Raw genomic sequence first — 16,424 nt, 5'->3', positions numbered from 1 at the left:
AGCATAATCCTGGCCGCTATCAGGCGCCGGTACTGGCTCGCAGACCCTCCTCAACATCCACCCGAGCCAGAAGTAGTCCCCCGCAAACAAAAAAGAAGATGAGCGACAGGATGCTGAGCCGGCTCGTGCCGGTAAGCTGTCCGACGACCGCAAAGAGGAACGGCCCGACGATGCCGGCGAATTTGCTGCTGATGCTGAAAAACCCGAAGAATTCGGCCGATTTCTCAATTGGCGCCATTCTTCCGAAAAGAGACCGGCTTAACGCCTGTGCGCCGCCCTGCGCGCACGCCACCAGCACCGAGAGCGCCCAAAAGTGCCATGCCCGGCTCATGAAATATCCGCCGACCGAAATGAAGCAGTAGATCGCGAGCGTGATGAATATGGCCCGCTTGGTTCCGATCCTGCTCGCGATTTTGCCAACCGCGATGGTCGCGGGAAATCCGATAAACTGCACCATCAGCAGCGCGCCGATGAGCGATGAGGTCCCGATTCCAATTTCGCTGCCATAAATGGTCGCCATCTTGATCACGGTGCCGATGCCGTCGCTGTACAGCCAGAAGGCAACAAGAAATTTCGTTAGTTCCTTGTAGCGCCGGATCTCGTGAAACGTGCGGGACAAGCGCTGGAAGCCCCCCCGAACGGGACTGATTGCGCCTGCCAGAGGCGAAGCGGCGGGTTCCGGTACTTTCCGGAAGAGCGGGATGGAAAAGATTGCCCACCAGACGGCGACGCTGAAAAATGAAAGGCGTGACGCCGCGGCCGTGTCCTTCAGCATGAACACTTGCGGCGCCATGATCCACGCCAGATTCAGCGCGAGCAGCAATCCGCCGCCCAGATAGCCGATCGCGAACCCTTTCGAGGAGACGCGATCGATGTCTTCGGGTTTGCTGATGTGGGGGAGAAGCGAGTCGTAGAATATGATACTGCCTGCGAAGCCGATGTAGGCGAGGACGAAGAAGAACGAAGCCGGCCGCCATGCGCCCTGCTGGATCGTCGCGAGGAGAGCAGTGAATGCAATGCCTAGAGCCGCAAACACAAGAAGAAATTTCTTCTTGGCGCCGGAATGATCGGCTATCGCGCCAAGAATGGGAGCTGCGAACGCGACCGTGAAGAGTGCGGCGGAGGCGGTATATCCCCAATAGACAGTCGCCAAATTCCCCGGCAATGTCGCGCCTGCAACCCTGCCATAAAAAATTGGGAAAACAGCGGCGAGTATCGTGGTGGCGAACGCCGAGTTCGCCCAGTCATACATGCACCAGGCATTTACTGTCTTTTCATACTGGCGCTGCACGCTTTGTTCACTCTCCCCTCCAATATGATGATATCGCGGAGAGAATTATATAGGGCTTTGCCGGAAATGAAAAGGGCCGTCGCTCCAGCGACGGCCCTTCATTTCTCTATGTCCTCAAGCCTTTGTTACTGCGGCCTTCTCCACCTCCACCGAAACAGCCCTGTCAATCGGCTGGGTGCACCAGTTCCAGCGGTAATAATCCAGATGACCGTAGCCTGCGGCGAGATCAAGCCATTTGATCATGCCCGGAATGGCCGTGTCGTAGCTCTTCCACTTTTCGAATTGATACGGCTCCCACGCGTGATATATCATGACCTGCCCCGGCCTCGCGCCTTCCTGCGACCGTGCGGCCGATGTCAATTTGACGTGCACGGTGAAATCATCGAAATCATTGTGCACGCGCACCAGATCGCCGTCCTCGATCCCGCGCTTCTTGGCGTCTTCGGTATTCATGAACATGAACGGACGCCCCTGGTGCGTACGCGCGAGCACGTCGTCAGTGATCCAGATCGAGTGGACGCTCCACCGTTGGTGGCCGCTGGTCATGCGCAATGGATAATTGCCGCCCATCTTCGGGTTATCCTTGTGGACCGGAAGGTGCTCGCCCGCCTCGATGAACCAGTCGTGGTCGATGTAGAAGGTCATCCTGCGGTTATATGTGGGATAGGGAATCTTCTTCGGGCCCGTATGATACGTCAGCGGCACGATCGGCTCATCCGGCTTGATGTCGGTAGCCAAATGCATCGCGATGATGTCAAGCTTCCCGATTCCCGTGAATCGGATAATCCCTTCTTTCCGAAGCGTATCGATGCCGGTACCCTCCGGCAGCGTTCCCATCTGAACGCTCAGCTTGAGAGCGTCGTCAAGCGTCTCTTCCGCATTTGATCTTTCCAGCGTCTGGTGCTGTACAAGCTTCGTGAGGTCAAGCGTCGTCCCGTTTCGTCCCTGATATTTTGTGAAATTCTTTTTCTCACCCAGATCGTGCATCTTTTCCGCCAGCTTCTTGCAAACAGCCCATTCCTCTTGCGCTTCCCCCGGCGGCGGTACAGCCTTCTCGGTCAACGTCAGCCACGGCACATGCGGGGTGGGGAAGCGGGTGTCGGTTTTCTCGTAGAAGCCTGCAGCCGGCAAGACCATGTCCGCCATAAGCGCCGTTGTGCTCCAGCGGGTCTCCAATGTGAAGATGAATTTATACTTCTTCCACAGCTCCGGATAGATGTTTTTCCACCAGCCGCGGTTCTTGCGGGCGGGAGACGTGCCCAGGAAACAATAGACCTGAGGCTCCTGGTCCGGCGCCGGCCGAAGATAGCCGTCCCACCATCCCTTGCCGATCGCCTCTTTCATATAGTCATCGAAATTGCGCTTCATCGAAGGGCAATGCCATTCTTTCTTGTTCCACGTGTCGCGGTAGTTAGAATGGAAATAGTACAGGAAAGCCGGCGGAACCATGTTCATTCGCTGCCGATTCGCCTGGCGCTCCAATTCCCGCTGCATGATCTCGTCGGTGATCTCTGGGTCCTTCGACTTGAGCAGGAACTGATCGAGGCGCGATTCGCCATATTGCATCAGCGAGCTGATGCCTCTCCTCTCGCGAATCATCAGCGCCGTGGCTCCATCAAACAGCGATTCGTTCCAGCCGCGGATGCCGCTTCCCTTGTTGCCGACGCTCCCCGTGAGCGCCAGCAGAAGGCACATCGCGCGCTCCATCAGGTCGCCATGATAGTATTTCGCCGAGTTCCAGCCAACCAGTATCTGCACGTTGCCGCGCGCTTTCCATGCCTTGTGCGCCAACTCCCTGATTGTGGCCGGATCAACTCCACACATGGCCGAAGCCTTTTCCGGAGTATAATCGCGTTCCACCATCTCCTTGAAAATGGCGAAGGCCGGGCGCACCTCGACCTGTTTCCCGTTGCCGAGAGTTACCTTGTACGTTCCCTCGAGGGCGGGATCACAAGGCAGCTTAAGCGTCCCGCGCGGCGCCTTCACCGGCTGGTTTGCCGCAGTGTCCCAGAAGTAAAACTGATCCTCGAGCCCCTTGCCGGTTACGTCGGTCTCGCGCAAGAATTTCTTCGTGTCAGTCCTCACCAGCAGCGGAAAATCCGTTTGCTCCTTAACAAACGCTTTGTCATACGTGCCTTCCGAAAGCAACACCTGACCCACTGCCAGACCAAGCGCGGCATCGCCGCCGGTTTCAACCGGAATCCACTGGTCCGCATGAATTGCGGAAGGCGAATAATCGGGTGCAATCGTGATGACCTCAGACCCGTTATAGCGGGCTTCACTAATGAAATGATACGACGGGATTCGGGTGTACACCGGATTCATGTGCCAGATGAGAATCAGCTTGCCGAAATACCACGCGTCGCACGACTCGCAGAATTGGAACTTGCCGAATGTTTCATATACACCCTTGTTGAAGTCTCCGATCGTGGCATTCACGTCGAGTTCCGTCGCGCCAATGCCGCTGAACAGCCGGAACGCAGCAAGAAAATGTATCCAGCCGCCATTGCCCGGGCCGGGCTCGAACACGATCGACTCGCAGCCATGTTGCTGTATCGCGTTGAAGAGATGTTCGGCAACCTCATTGATCGCTTCATCCCAGCTTATCCGTTTCCATTTCCCCTCGCCGCGAGCGCCCACCCGCTTCATCGGATATTTCACGCGGTCCGGATTGTACATCATGTTGCTGTATGAGCATCCCTTCTGGCAGCCGCGCGGATTCCAGTCAGGACCTGTCGCATCTATCACCGGATATTTTCCCGCTTGCTCCTCGCGCCAGACGATGCCGTCTTTCGTGTAGACGCGCCACAGACAATTGCCGGGATAGCAGTCAACCAGATGCGTCCCATACGTCAATTTATCCCACTTCCATTCCTCCCTGTGAAGCTTTTCCCACCCGCTGTACTTCCATTCCTGAAATATCTTCTCGGTCGCGTACGCTGCTCCCCCCAAAAAGCCAAGCGAATCCAGCGAAAGCGCCAGAGCAGTCGTGCCGGATATCTTCAGAAAATCACGCCGGGTGAATCGGAAATCAGACATGGTAAATCCTCCTTACCGCAACGTTTCGCGTGCAGGAAACCGAGCTTTTTAAGAATTCAATCGGTGCTTCCTGGCCCGCAGGCCGATAAGTGAATGAATAGTCATTCACCATTATACCCTCAGCATGATACCCTGTCAAGCCATTTCTTGCCACCGGAAACATCCAAAAAAAATGCAGGCGACCGGAAAGACCGCCAGTAGCGATGTCTTCCTGGTCCTTCGGGAGAGGGCAAAATTCAGTAGTACCACCCGAGTACCATCCGCAGATGTGATTAAGGACGCCTGCGCTCACAGTTCATTGTGGCAAATTCTAAATTATTTCTTCAGTTGATGTCAAGCGACTGACTATTGTTGACATGCTTGACTCTCTCTTTCTATAATAAATCTATTAAGAATCTGTTAGAGCGGCCAGTGTCCCGATTACCGGCATCCCGGAGAGAATGAATAGATCAGATAGCCCGCTTCAAAGACCGATAACTCGCGATCAGGCCAAGGATACAGGAATGGCCATGGTGCTGATCTGTCTCCTGGTGGCCTTCCTTGGTGAAAAGCCGGGTCTTCTTCCGCCCGCGATCCTGCTTCTCGTGGTCGACATGGTTTGGCCGAATTTTTATTATTACCCGGCAAAGCTGTGGTTCGGACTTGCATATCTGATGAGCATAATCATGTCGAAGGTGATATTCACCTTGCTCTTCCTTGTGCTCGTGGTGCCGGTGGGCGCCGTCCGCCGCCTGCTGGGCGCCGACGCAATGCAGATCGGATCGTGGAAGAAAGCCACGGGCTCGGTGTTTACCAATCGCAACTGCACGTATGAGGCTAAGGATATAGAACGTCCTTACTAACTGAAATTACTGGAGAACGAAATGGAGTTTCTGCAAGACCTGTGGGGCTTTCTCAAAGTCAGAAAAAAGTTCTGGCTCCTTCCGCTTATTCTGAGCCTGCTCCTGTTCGGGTTGTTGATCCTGTTGACAGGCTCCTCCGCGATAGCTCCCTTCGTCTATACGATTTTCTAAATGGCTATGCAGGAAGCAATCCTGGGTATTTCGGCGTTTTATCATGACAGCGCCGCCGCTCTATGCATTGACGGAAAGATTGTCGCGGCCGCGCACGAGGAGCGCTTCACCCGAAAGAAACATGACTCCTCCTTTCCCGCCCACGCGGCCGCATACGTGTTGCAGGAGGGCGGTCTGACTCCCGCAGAATTGGCTGCCGTCGCTTTCTATGAAAAGCCTTACATCAAGTTCGAGCGCCTCCTCGAGACATACCATGCCTTCTCACCCAGAGGTCTGCAGAGCTTTCTCTCCGCCATGCCGGTCTGGGTGAAAGAAAAACTCTTCATGAGACAGCTCCTGAAGCAGCAATTGGCCGAGTTGGGAGGCGGGCGCCCGCCGCTTCTGTTTCCCGAACACCATCTGTCGCACGCTGCAAGCGCTTTCTTCCCCTCTCCCTTTCAAGAGGCGGCAATCATAACGATAGACGGAGTGGGGGAGTGGGCGACGACCACCATCTGCTCCGGCCGCGACAACTCGATCCGTATTCTCAAGGAACTGCATTTCCCGCATTCGCTCGGGCTGCTCTATTCGGCATTCACTTACTACTGCGGATTCAAGGTCAACAGCGGAGAGTATAAGCTCATGGGACTTGCGCCGTACGGCAACCCGCAGAGCGATCGCTCCCGCCAGTATCGCAAGAAAATCCTCGACGAACTGGTTGACCTGCGGGAAGACGGCTCCATTCTCTTGAATATGGATTACTTCAATTATGCGACCGGTCTCACCATGTGCCGCGACAGCCGATGGGAAGCCTTATTCGGTGTCCCCCGGCGTTCTCCGAGCCAGCAGCTTACGCAACCTCATATGGACCTCGCGCTGGCGGTCCAGCAGGTAACAGAGGAGATCGTGCTGCGACTTGCCGCCACCGCCCGACAACTCGTTGACTCCGATAACCTCGTCTTGGCCGGCGGAGTCGCGCTCAACTGCGTGGCGAACGGAAAACTGCTTGACCGCCAAACGTTCAAGAACCTCTGGATACAGCCTGCCGCGGGCGACGCCGGAGGCGCGGTGGGCGCGGCATTGGCGGCCTATCATATCTGGAAAAAACACGACCGCACTCCCACCGAAGATTCCGATGCGATGCAGGGGGCTTATCTCGGCCCCGAGTACGACGCGGCCGACATCATGCGGACCGCTCGAAAATATGACGCGCCATATCGCCATTCCCCCGATTTCCAAGACCTGTGCAACGATGTGGCGCGCCTCTTGACCGAGGGGAAAGTCGTCGGCTGGCTGCAGGGAAGAATGGAATACGGCCCGCGCGCGCTCGGGAACCGGAGCATCCTGGGCGACCCGCGGCATCCCGAGATGCAAAAGCGGCTCAATCTGAAAATCAAATATCGCGAAGGATTCCGTCCGTTCGCGCCGTCCGTCCTCGAGGAAGACTGCCGCGATTATTTCGAACTGGACTGCGCCTCTCCTTATATGCTCCTTGTGGCGCCGGTGAAAGCCGAGCATTGCAAGGCCGTCCCGGAGAATTATGCGGAGCTTCCGCTCTTCGAACGGCTCTATTATCTGCGTTCCGATATCCCGGCCGTCACCCACGTCGATTATTCCGCCCGAATTCAAACGGTGAGCCGGAAAACAAACGAAAGATACTGGCTCCTCATTAATTCCTTCAAGGAATTGACCGGCTGTTCCGTTCTCGTTAACACCAGCTTCAATGTGCGCGGCGAACCCATCGTTTGCACCCCCGAGGACGCTTACCGCTGCTTCATGCGGACCGACATGGATTATCTCGTCATGGAAAATTTCCTCTTCGACAAACAGGCCCAGCCGCCATGGAAAGAAAAAACGGATTGGCGCGACGAATTCGAATTGGATTGAAAATTTTGATGGCACCGAGGCGCAGGCGCTGGAACGCCGGCTGGGGTGGTGGAGTCCTTTGTACTTCCGCTTCTCCTTCTCTGATCTCCTGCACCATCAAGGCCGAAGGCTCTCTGTTAAAAGGAAGTCGTGGTAGGGCCGAATTCATTCGGCCTCTCTTCTGGCTCAAGCGGAAAGACTGTGTGAATAGGGCTCTTTTACTTGTGTTTGTCCGTGTAAGTCCTTGTTCGTCCGTGCTCGTCCGTGTTCTTCGTCTTTGCTCGTCCGCATCCCTCCGTCTAGCTTGCGTATTTAGTCCGTGTCCGTCCATATCCGTCCATGTCCGTCCACGTGCTTTTCCCATAACAGGCTCTCTCCACCCATGAAAATAGAAAGCACCCTCTCAAAAATCTTTCTCTTGTTTCTTTCCCTCTGCTTCGCTTTTGCGCTTCTCGAAGCAGCGTCGCGCATGTATCTCCACTTCGCGCCCGAGCCGGTTTTCCGCAAATACGGCTCCCTTAACCAGCTCTATTCCCGCTACGGAAAGAACAACCTCCAGCAGACATATTCTCCTCACAGATATCTCGGCTTCTATCCAACTCCGAATTTCCAGAAGGGATTGGACAAGCATAATTCTCTCGGATTTCGCGGCGATGAAATCGAGCTGAAGAAGAAGGATGGCGTTTTCAGAATTGCCTGCCTGGGAGGGTCCACTACGTACGGCATGACGGAGGACTACCGCGAAGCCTACCCGTATCAACTCGAACGATATCTGCATGAGAACGGCTACCCGCAGGTCGAGGTGATTAATGCCGGCGCAGGAATGTACACGTCATGGGAGACGCTGATCAATTTCCAGTTCCGGCTCCTGGAACTCGAGCCCGATCTGATCATCGTCTACCATGCCATCAACGACGTGTATCCCCGCATCGTCTGGCCGCCGTCCGCATATCGCGCCGATAATTCAGGCGCGCGAATCGTAAATGTCAGCCCGATGAAGATGCCTCCCATCTGGCATTACAGCACGTTCCTCAGGATGTTTGCCGTCCGCGCCGGCCTCGCGGAATCGCATGGCTCTCTCGATTGGAACCTGGTTGAGAGGCCGCCGAGCTTTTACGCCGGCTTGCACAGAATGCTGTACAGGCAGAACCGGTATCCGGCCGATATCTTCCTCAAAGTCCCCGCCTCAAAGATGCTCGAGGAGAATCGCCCGATCTACTTCGAGTCGAACCTGAAAAGCCTTATAGCAATAGCTCAGGCCAATGACGTGAAGGTCGTTTTCGTCACCTTCGCATATTCTCCCTTCTTTGATGATCCGGCCATTTCATGCAGAGAGAATCAGAAGGCCATCGAAGAACACAATGAGATCGTCAGGGGGTTTTCTGATCGCGCATACGTGCACGATTTCGCGAAGGCGATGTCAGTCAACAAGGAATATTATCAGGACGGCTACCACTTCACCCCCGCCGGCGAAATCAAACGCGCTCAATTGATCGGGGATTATCTGGCAGAAAATAACCTTCTCGACTAGCGTCAGCTCAGCCCCAGCATCGAGGCGGCGTTCCCGCCCAATATCGCCTCGACTTCGGCTTCGGTAAAAGTGATTCCTGCCGGAGCTTTTTTCGGAAGCTCACGCAATAAGGAAATCCACTCCTTTGTCGGCGCCACGATGCTGAATATCGGATTATCGGTTCCAAAGAGCACCTTCGATATACCGGCATAATCGATCAGATCGCGCAGCTCCCGGCAAAACAGCTCGTAATGCCCGAACGCATAAGCGTCCCACATCGCGAGATCGCCGTAAAGCGTCGGCTGGTGCGCCGCCAATGCGGCCCACGGCCGCCAGTTCATTTGACCCATATGGGCGGCAATCACCTTCAGATTCGGAAAATCCACCGCAAGATCGGCAAGAAGCATCGGGTCCGCATACTTGCAGCGAGACGGCGGCATCAGCGGGCCTGTGTGCGTCAGCAGAACTCCATTCTTTTCCTGCAGATATTCAAGAAGTGTGTATGAGGCGGCGCCGCCCGGATCGTACCCCGAATCCGGATGATACTTCAAGCCTCTCATCCCGAATTCCTCGAAGCACCGTTTCAGCATATCAAGCGCATTCGCGCGTCGCGGATCGATTCCCGCCAGCGCCAGCACGCGGTGCGGGTTCTCCTGCGCGATCTGCCCAATCACACGGTTCTGCATCTGCGCAAGCTCCTCCGTGAATACTTCGTTCGAGGCGTTGTCAACCGCGCAAATGCAGGTGAAATCGATCCCGGCTTCGTCCATCGATTTCAGCAGCTTTTCGCCGGTCGGGTCCGCATACGTCTCCGACGCTCTCCTCAGCAGCTCTTCCCTGCTGATATTTCTTTTCATGATTCTGGCTGACCTCAGCGGGTCGTCTATCAGCCGCTCGAGTATCTCCTCGGGCAACATCGGAATGAGATGGTAATGGACGTCAACAATCATAGCCGCCTCCTGTCATTATTTCGCGTATCGCCGTCGCAGTTCTTTCTTGTCAAACTTGCCGACACTGGTTTTGGGGATCTCGCTGATGAAGACCACTTGATCCGGCAGCCACCACTTCGCAACCTTATCCCGCAGAAAATCGAGAATATCCTTCTCGCTGAGTGTTCCCTGCGCCTCCTTCTTCGGGACGACCACCGCGAGAGGGCGCTCATCCCATTTCTCGTGCGGAACCCCGATCACACTCGCCTCGAGCACGCCCGGATGCGCCATGATCGTGTTCTCGAGATCGACTGAAGATATCCACTCGCCGCCGCTCTTGATGAGGTCCTTCGTTCGATCGACGATCTGAATGTACCCTTCTTCATCCAGACTCGCAATATCACCCGTGCGCAGCCAGCCGTCCCGCATTGTCTGCGCGCTCTTCTCCGGCTCACGATAGTATTCTCCCGCGATCCACGGGCCGCGCAAAACGATTTCGCCCGCCTCTTTCCCGTCCGGCTTCACTTCCACACCCTCATCGCTGATTATCTTCATTTCCAGGCCGGGCAGCAACGTGCCTTGCTTTGCGAGAACATCGTAAATCATGTCGCCGGGCCACGCATCCATGTGGCTCTTTAATTGCGAGAGCGTGACCACCGGAGAGGTCTCCGTCATGCCGTAGCCGTGCGTGAGCGTGATGCCGTACTTCTCGCGGAACCCTTTCACCAGCGCCCTCGGCAGAGCGGAACCACCGCAGACTACCTTTCGGAGAGACGAGAGATCGTGCTTCGCGCCGCCCTCGAGATGCTGGAATATGCCCCGCAGAAGCGTCGGGACTCCGCCGGTCACCGTCACCCGCTCGCGCTCGATCAACTCGCATAGGGAATGACCGTCGAGTTTCTCCCTCGGCAACACCTGCTTCGCTCCAAACCACGCGGCCGAGAACGGCAATCCCCACGCGTTCACGTGAAACATCGGAACAACCGGCATGATCACGTCTCGCTCGCCGAGCCCGAGCACGTCCGCAAGCCCAAGCGTCAGACTGTGCAGATAAATCGATCTGTGAGTGTAAACGACGCCCTTCGGGTCGCCTGTCGTCGCAGTCGTGTAACACATCGCGGCCGGCGCCCACTCGTCGATATCCTCCGGAAACGAGAAATCCGGTGAGGCCTGGCTCAGCAGTTCCTCGTATGAAAGCAGCGGAAGCGCGCTTTTCGGAAGCTTCTCGTCATCGGTCATCACCACGATATGTTTGACACCCGTTAATTTCTCGCGAATTCGCTCGAGCAGCGGAAGCAGATCGTCGTCAACGAAGATGATCCGATCGTCCGCATGCCCGATAACATACGCAAGCTGCTCATCGAACAACCGCAGGTTCAGCGTATTCAGTACCGCGCCATAGCAGGGAACAGCAAGGTACAGTTCAAGATGGCGGTGATGATTCCACGCAATCGTGCCGACCCGGTCGCCTCGCTTTACTCCCAGGCTCGACAGTACGTTCCCCAACTTTCCGACCCGGTCGTGAAAATCGGCGTAAGTATAGCGCATGAATCCCGACCGTGTTCTTGAACAGATCTCCTTGTTCGGAAACAATCGTTTCGGGCGGTGCAGCATGTCGCGCACCGTGAGCGAAAACCTCATCATGGAACCGTTCCTCCCGGGGGTGGCGTGGCCTCAGTTTCCCTGCTGATAAAACAAAATTCGTTCAACCGGTCATCCTCCAACTGCGCAATCTCGCGTAACCTGATCATTTGATACGCGCCGTTATAATATATTCGCGCCGTGCGATCGCGCGCCTCAACTTTTGCAAGAACTTCTTCCGCTCGGCGCCTGTCGATTCGCAGCATCGCGAGCGCCGCGTTTCCAAAAATGGAAGGACGCTCGTCCGTCAACGTAGAAATGAGAAAGTCCATGTGTGGCTCGATTGTGGCGGGGCTCGAATGGCCGATCCTCCCTATTGCCTGCAGAATGCCGGGAAGCAATTGTTCGTCATCACTGTACTGGAGCAGGACCGGCACAAAAGGCCGCACCTGCTCAAAAGCTCTCGCGCCGATCTCCCCAATGGCTTCGGGAACGCCAAGCGGATTATCACCCGATTCGGGATTCACTCGCCACATGAGGCGGCGGAGGAAGTTCTCGATTTTATCCGGACCTGAATCTGCCACAACCGGGCCGAGGCTCCATGATGCCCGCTGGGCGATAATTTCGTCGGGATCATTCAACAGCATCGAAAAGGTCCGGGTTAACTGCGCCTTCGAAAGACCGGCTTCCTCTACGGCGCCCCCAGACCCAAGAACGGAGCGAATTATTTCAATCGGAGTACTCATCGGGTATGCTTCGCCGCCAAACGGAACCCCTTCGAAAAACGTGGTTTATTATATTCGATGCGCCCGCAATTGCCAAGCTTCCCGATTGACTTTCCGCCCGGATTTCGGATACATTTAATCGAGTCGCGGCAACAGGAACAGCGGAATGGAGAGAAACGCAATGAGCGATAAACCGAACAGCGAGAAACTTTTTAAGGATACCCTTGGCGCCCCTATGAGCCTGGGGCGGCTGAGCGTCATGAAGGGGCTCGGCATCGATCCCAATTCCTTGATGACCAAGCCGTTTATTGCAGTTGCCAATTCCTTCACCGAAATCAATCCCGGCCACATTCATCTGCGCGAGATCGCGCAAGCCGTGAGGGAGGGCGTCATCGCTGCGGGCGGAATCCCATTCGAATTCAATGTGCCTGCCCCGTGCGACGCGGTCGCCGAAGGCAACGACGGCATGCGCCACATCCTTCCGCAGCGCGACCTGATCGCCGACAGCGTCGAGACCTTCGTCCGGTCACAGCTCTTTGACGGAGTGGTCCTCGTGAGCGGGTGCGACAAAATCAATCCAGGCATGCTCATGGCCGCTGCCCGCCTCGATTTGCCGGCTATCTTCGTGCCCGGCGGGCCGGCTATGATGAACATCCGGTTCGTCAAACCCGGCGGAAGCATCGATCATAAGGATCATGAAGATATCTTTTCGAAACTGCAGGCGGTCACCTGCGGAACCTGCGGCGCTTGCGAGATCATGGGGACCGCCAACACGTTTCAACTCCTGAGCGAGGCGCTCGGAATGGCTTTGAGCGGAGCCGCCGCCATCCCGGCAGTCGCCATGGAGAAACGAGTCAAGGCGCGCGCGTCCGGCGAGCGAATCGTGGAAATGGTGCGGGAAGGCCTCACGACGGGCCGCATTCTCACGCGAAAAGCGATCGAGAACGCCATCATGGTCGACCTCGCCATCGGCGGCTCGACCAACTCCACGCTTCATCTGCCCGCGCTCGCCGCCCAACTCGGAATCGAAATCGATATCGATCTGTTCAATAAATTCGCCACGAAAATTCCCACCCTGCTGAGAATCGCGCCGAATGGCCCGCACGGCGTCGTTGACCTGTACCGGGCGGGCGGAGTGGCCGCCGTCATGAAACGCCTGCGGGAAGACCTTCATCTTGATTGCGCCACAGTCGGCGGAAAAACAATCGGAGAGATCATTGACGAGGCTCAAGTCCTCGATGATACAGTGGTCTATTCGAAAGATGCGCCCGTACTTCCCGAAGGTGGAACGGTGGCGCTGAAGGGCAACCTCGCGCCGGACGGAGCGGTCATCAAGCAGTCGGCTGTCATCCCGTCAATGCGCACCTTCGAGGGAAAAGCGAGAGTATTCAACAGCGAAGAAGACGCCCTGCATGCATTGCAGAGCGGAGAGATTGGGCCGGGTACGGTCATCGTCATTCGGTACGAGGGCCCCAAGGGCGGGCCGGGCATGCCGGAGATGCTGAGCGTGACCGCAACAATCACGCTCATGCGCCTCGAGCGCGTCGCGCTGGTCACCGACGGCCGGTTCTCAGGCGCGACGGACGGCCCATGCGTCGGGCACGTCACCCCCGAGGCTTACCTCGGCGGGCCCCTCGCGCTGCTCGAGGACGGCGATCTGATAAAGATCGATATTCCTAACAGGTCTCTTTCAGTCGCGCTTTCACCTGAAGAGCTGGCTCAGCGCTCCTCCGCGTGGGTCCGCCACGAAAGGCCCGTCGCAAGCCATTACCTCAAGATGTATCGGAAACTGGTCGGGCCGGCCTCGAAGGGAGCTGTTCTTCAGGCATAACCGCAGAATGGGCTTTCCGCCATTTTGCTATTGATAAATCCGCGCCGCTGTGCGAAAATATTGGCTGTAATCAATCCCGATTTGGGGGACGCCTGATACGAAACAGATTCATGCCGGAAAAGGAGAGTTGCCGTGAAAGTAATAGGATTCAATGGAAGCCCGCGAAGAAAAGCCAATACCGCCACCCTCGTTGCCGCCGTGCTGAAGGGAGCGGCCGCCCGGGGAGTGGAAACCCGTATGGTGAACCTCAACGAGCTGAACATGAAAGGCTGTCAGGGATGCGGCGCCTGCAAAAAACATCCGGGAAAATGCTTCCAGAAAGACGACCTCTCGCCGCTGCTCGAGGAATTGAAAGAGGTTGACGCGATTGTGCTCGGGTCGCCCATCTATTGGTTCAGAGTGAGCGCCCAGCTCAAGATGCTCATAGACCGCTTCTACTGCTACATGGGAGAGGAAGTGGACGAGAAAACCGGCGAGATGTCCTCGTTCTTCACGTTTCCCGGCGGCAAAAAATTCGCCATAATCACCTCGCAGGGAGACGAGAACCCGGAGCTCTATCAGCAGACGCTCGATTGGCTCAATATCGTGGTAACGATCATGGGTTCCGCCTCGACGGAATTCATCACACACGTCGGATCGGAAAACGCCGTCGACTCGGCTCTGAAAAACGCCGAACTCATCGCGCGCGCCGAAGCCGCCGGAGCGGCACTGGTCTCCACCTGAGGCGATTCGAGACAAATTAGACTTGCCCTCTCAGCAATCCTTCCTAAATGGTGAAAGGAACCAATTCAGGAATGCCGGCTGACCTCTCATGGCCCGTTATGGCTGTTTGCGGGCTTATCTTCTTTATCGCCGCAATCGTTACCGGATTCTCCGGCTTCGGATTCGCCCTGATCTCCGTGCCGCTGCTGTTGCTGGTGCTCGACCTGAAATTCGCCGTTCCGTCCGTCCTGCTGGCCGGCTTCTTTTCAGTCGTCGTGCTCAGCGCGAACAAATTGAGGTTCTTCAGGGAGAAAACCATTCTCGTCGTGGCCGTAGCGATGGCGGTGGGAACGGTCTTCGGAACCTATATTCTCAAGTATTCCGGAACAGGCGCGCTCAGCTTTCTCGATACCTCATTATTGCGCAAAATATTGGGAGTCATCATAATCCTTTTCGCCCTGCACATCCTTCTTCGAGTTCGGCAGCACGAGGCGCCGCGCTTTCGCGGACCCATCGGCTTTGTGGCCGGCATCCTCTCCGGCATCCTCGGCGGCCTCTTCGGAACAAGCGGGCCGCCGCTGGTCGTCTACGTCCATCACTTCGCCGAAAACAAGAGCGCCTTCCGGTCGCAGCTACTCATCCTCTTTCTCCTCCACGATATCTTCCGCATCTACCTGTACGTCAAGAACTCGCTGATCGACCTGGACATCATCCGGTTCGATCTGATGTTGCTGCCGCCTCTGATCGTCGGCCTGATCATCGGTTCCCGAATGCATTTCCAGGTGAACGAGACCACCTTCAACCGCGCAATCGGACTGATGCTGTGCGTGTCGGGCTTGCTGCTCCTCGTCAGATGACGAATGGCCCCGGTAACGCCGCCGCGCGCGATAGATCAGGGTATTGATGAAATGCCGTATCCGTACAGAGCGCAAGGGCGAGAAAGGACCGGCCCACCCCCAGCCGCTCCTGGTTGATAGGGATGGGGATGACGGACGGCATCCGCGCAGAGGGCGCGCGCGTTGTATACTTCTTCTGGAAGATTAAGCACGAGAGATTTTTTTGATTTACGTCGCCTTGACACCGCCGCCGCCAAGCGACTATAATTGGGGTGGTTTCATAGCGGGGCGTAGCGCAGCCCGGTTAGCGCGCCTGCCTTGGGAGCAGGAGGCCGCCGGTTCAAATCCGGCCGCCCCGACTTTCCTTTTTCTCTTCGATCCGTTTCCCCTTGTCATTCTGAGCGAGCGCGAAGAATCTCTCTTTTTGACCACGGACCCCCACGAATTAGATGAATCCTTGGAACCGCCGATTCACGCCGATTCACGCCGATGGCACACCCGGCTGAACGCAGTGAAGTCACGCGTTTGGCGTGATCATTCCTGCATGCTTTGGGCGGGAATCCAGAACACGCGGCCCCAGCCATGCCATTTCGAGTTTACCTCTCCCGTAGCGCAGGCATCTTGCCTGCATCTTTTTCAACCTGAAACTTTAGACCTTGAACTTGGAACTGTCTTTAGATAGTGGCACGGGCGTCTCGCCTGTGTTCTTTTAACTTCCCGCGCCTCGCGGGATCATCCTGAGCCTTGCTTCTCAGTCACGCTTTAGCGTGATCGAAGGCTCTCTCTTTTATCTTCCAATTCAAACTCCAGCTTTTCGCAACACTGAGTCTTCGAAGCCACGCGCCGCGCGTAGAAAACCCTGCGCGGCATTTTCCTCTCCCTCGGGAGAGGATTAAAGTGAGGGGGAAATGGGGGCGAAGTCACGCCCGAGGCGTGATGGGAATGTGGCTAACTCGAAGAATTATCCAAGCGTGTTGAGCAGGTGTGGAAAGCGCGGAGCGGTTTTCTATCGCTGTCCATCACGCGTCATTTCCATAATCGTAGTGTCTTATATTTTGTAAAATGTGCAGGCCTGACCGCATACTGAAACGTTTGTCTCTTGACTTCAGTTAACATGCATGT

The 16,424-nt window shown here is 56.2% G+C and carries 11 protein-coding genes and 1 tRNA gene; 7 read left to right on the top strand and 5 right to left on the bottom strand.

Annotation, left to right across the window (positions count from 1 at the left end; all coding sequences use genetic code 11):
* Positions 1-19: 19 nt before the first annotated feature.
* On the bottom strand, positions 20-1,252 hold the full coding sequence (locus C4520_04915) for an MFS transporter (GenBank protein ID RJP24078.1): 1,233 nt from the start codon (positions 1,250-1,252) through the stop codon (positions 20-22).
* Between the two features lie 153 nt (positions 1,253-1,405).
* On the bottom strand, positions 1,406-4,330 hold the full coding sequence (locus tag C4520_04910; protein RJP24035.1) for an ethylbenzene dehydrogenase: 2,925 nt from the start codon (positions 4,328-4,330) through the stop codon (positions 1,406-1,408).
* Between the two features lie 509 nt (positions 4,331-4,839).
* Between C4520_04910 and C4520_04905 the strand changes: the two genes are divergently transcribed.
* The 3 genes from C4520_04905 to C4520_04895 all read left to right on the top strand — a co-directional run bounded on the left by C4520_04905 (position 4,840) and on the right by C4520_04895 (position 8,719).
* Positions 4,840-5,172: a hypothetical protein gene (locus tag C4520_04905; protein RJP24034.1), complete on the top strand. Its 333-nt coding sequence runs from the start codon at positions 4,840-4,842 to the stop codon at positions 5,170-5,172.
* Positions 5,173-5,349: 177 nt separating this feature from the next.
* A complete protein-coding gene (locus C4520_04900) occupies positions 5,350-7,209 on the top strand; it encodes a hypothetical protein (protein ID RJP24077.1) in 1,860 nt (619 codons plus the stop codon).
* 361 nt (positions 7,210-7,570) lie between these two features.
* Complete coding sequence (locus C4520_04895) at positions 7,571-8,719, top strand: SGNH/GDSL hydrolase family protein (protein RJP24033.1); 1,149 nt, start codon at positions 7,571-7,573, stop codon at positions 8,717-8,719.
* A 2-nt stretch (positions 8,720-8,721) separates the two neighbouring features.
* Here C4520_04895 and C4520_04890 read toward each other — a convergent pair whose 3' ends face one another.
* From C4520_04890 to C4520_04880, 3 genes are read right to left on the bottom strand one after another with little or no spacing between them, the layout of a single operon-like run.
* Complete coding sequence (locus C4520_04890) at positions 8,722-9,648, bottom strand: hypothetical protein (GenBank protein RJP24032.1); 927 nt, start codon at positions 9,646-9,648, stop codon at positions 8,722-8,724.
* Between the two features lie 15 nt (positions 9,649-9,663).
* Positions 9,664-11,271 (bottom strand): fatty-acid--CoA ligase, encoded by a 1,608-nt coding sequence (locus tag C4520_04885; protein RJP24031.1) that lies wholly within the window; start codon positions 11,269-11,271, stop codon positions 9,664-9,666.
* Complete coding sequence (locus C4520_04880; protein ID RJP24030.1) at positions 11,268-11,954, bottom strand: hypothetical protein; 687 nt, start codon at positions 11,952-11,954, stop codon at positions 11,268-11,270. Before C4520_04880 ends, C4520_04885 begins: the two co-directional genes overlap by 4 nt.
* 160 nt (positions 11,955-12,114) lie before the next feature.
* Between C4520_04880 and C4520_04875 the strand changes: the two genes are divergently transcribed.
* The 4 genes from C4520_04875 (at position 12,115) to C4520_04860 (ending at position 15,661) form a co-directional block, all read left to right on the top strand.
* Complete coding sequence (locus tag C4520_04875; protein RJP24076.1) at positions 12,115-13,764, top strand: dihydroxy-acid dehydratase; 1,650 nt, start codon at positions 12,115-12,117, stop codon at positions 13,762-13,764.
* 132 nt (positions 13,765-13,896) lie between these two features.
* Positions 13,897-14,487 carry a flavodoxin family protein gene (locus C4520_04870; GenBank protein ID RJP24029.1) on the top strand — a complete coding sequence of 197 codons (591 nt, stop codon included), beginning with the start codon at positions 13,897-13,899 and terminating at the stop codon, positions 14,485-14,487.
* A 47-nt stretch (positions 14,488-14,534) separates the two neighbouring features.
* Positions 14,535-15,323 (top strand): sulfite exporter TauE/SafE family protein, encoded by a 789-nt coding sequence (locus C4520_04865; GenBank protein RJP24028.1) that lies wholly within the window; start codon positions 14,535-14,537, stop codon positions 15,321-15,323.
* A 263-nt stretch (positions 15,324-15,586) separates the two neighbouring features.
* Positions 15,587-15,661: transfer RNA gene (locus tag C4520_04860), tRNA-Pro, on the top strand.
* The last annotated feature ends 763 nt before the right edge of the window (positions 15,662-16,424 follow it).

This window comes from Candidatus Abyssobacteria bacterium SURF_5 (assembly GCA_003598085.1).
GTDB lineage: Bacteria > Abyssobacteria > SURF-5 > SURF-5 > SURF-5 > SURF-5.
The sequence above is the reverse complement of the archived record's forward strand: the minus strand, read 5'-3'. Positions and strand labels throughout refer to the sequence as shown.

What these genes read in the sequence shown, in the direction of transcription:
- C4520_04915 (RJP24078.1), bottom strand. Translation starts at nt 1,252, where the DNA reads ATGTATGACTGGGCGAACTCGGCGTTCGCCACCACGATACTCGCCGCT.
- C4520_04910 (RJP24035.1), bottom strand. Translation starts at nt 4,330, where the DNA reads ATGTCTGATTTCCGATTCACCCGGCGTGATTTTCTGAAGATATCCGGC.
- C4520_04905 (RJP24034.1), top strand. Translation starts at nt 4,840, where the DNA reads ATGGTGCTGATCTGTCTCCTGGTGGCCTTCCTTGGTGAAAAGCCGGGT.
- C4520_04900 (RJP24077.1), top strand. Translation starts at nt 5,350, where the DNA reads ATGCAGGAAGCAATCCTGGGTATTTCGGCGTTTTATCATGACAGCGCC.
- C4520_04895 (RJP24033.1), top strand. Translation starts at nt 7,571, where the DNA reads ATGAAAATAGAAAGCACCCTCTCAAAAATCTTTCTCTTGTTTCTTTCC.
- C4520_04890 (RJP24032.1), bottom strand. Translation starts at nt 9,648, where the DNA reads ATGATTGTTGACGTCCATTACCATCTCATTCCGATGTTGCCCGAGGAG.
- C4520_04885 (RJP24031.1), bottom strand. Translation starts at nt 11,271, where the DNA reads ATGATGAGGTTTTCGCTCACGGTGCGCGACATGCTGCACCGCCCGAAA.
- C4520_04880 (RJP24030.1), bottom strand. Translation starts at nt 11,954, where the DNA reads ATGAGTACTCCGATTGAAATAATTCGCTCCGTTCTTGGGTCTGGGGGC.
- C4520_04875 (RJP24076.1), top strand. Translation starts at nt 12,115, where the DNA reads ATGAGCGATAAACCGAACAGCGAGAAACTTTTTAAGGATACCCTTGGC.
- C4520_04865 (RJP24028.1), top strand. Translation starts at nt 14,535, where the DNA reads ATGGTGAAAGGAACCAATTCAGGAATGCCGGCTGACCTCTCATGGCCC.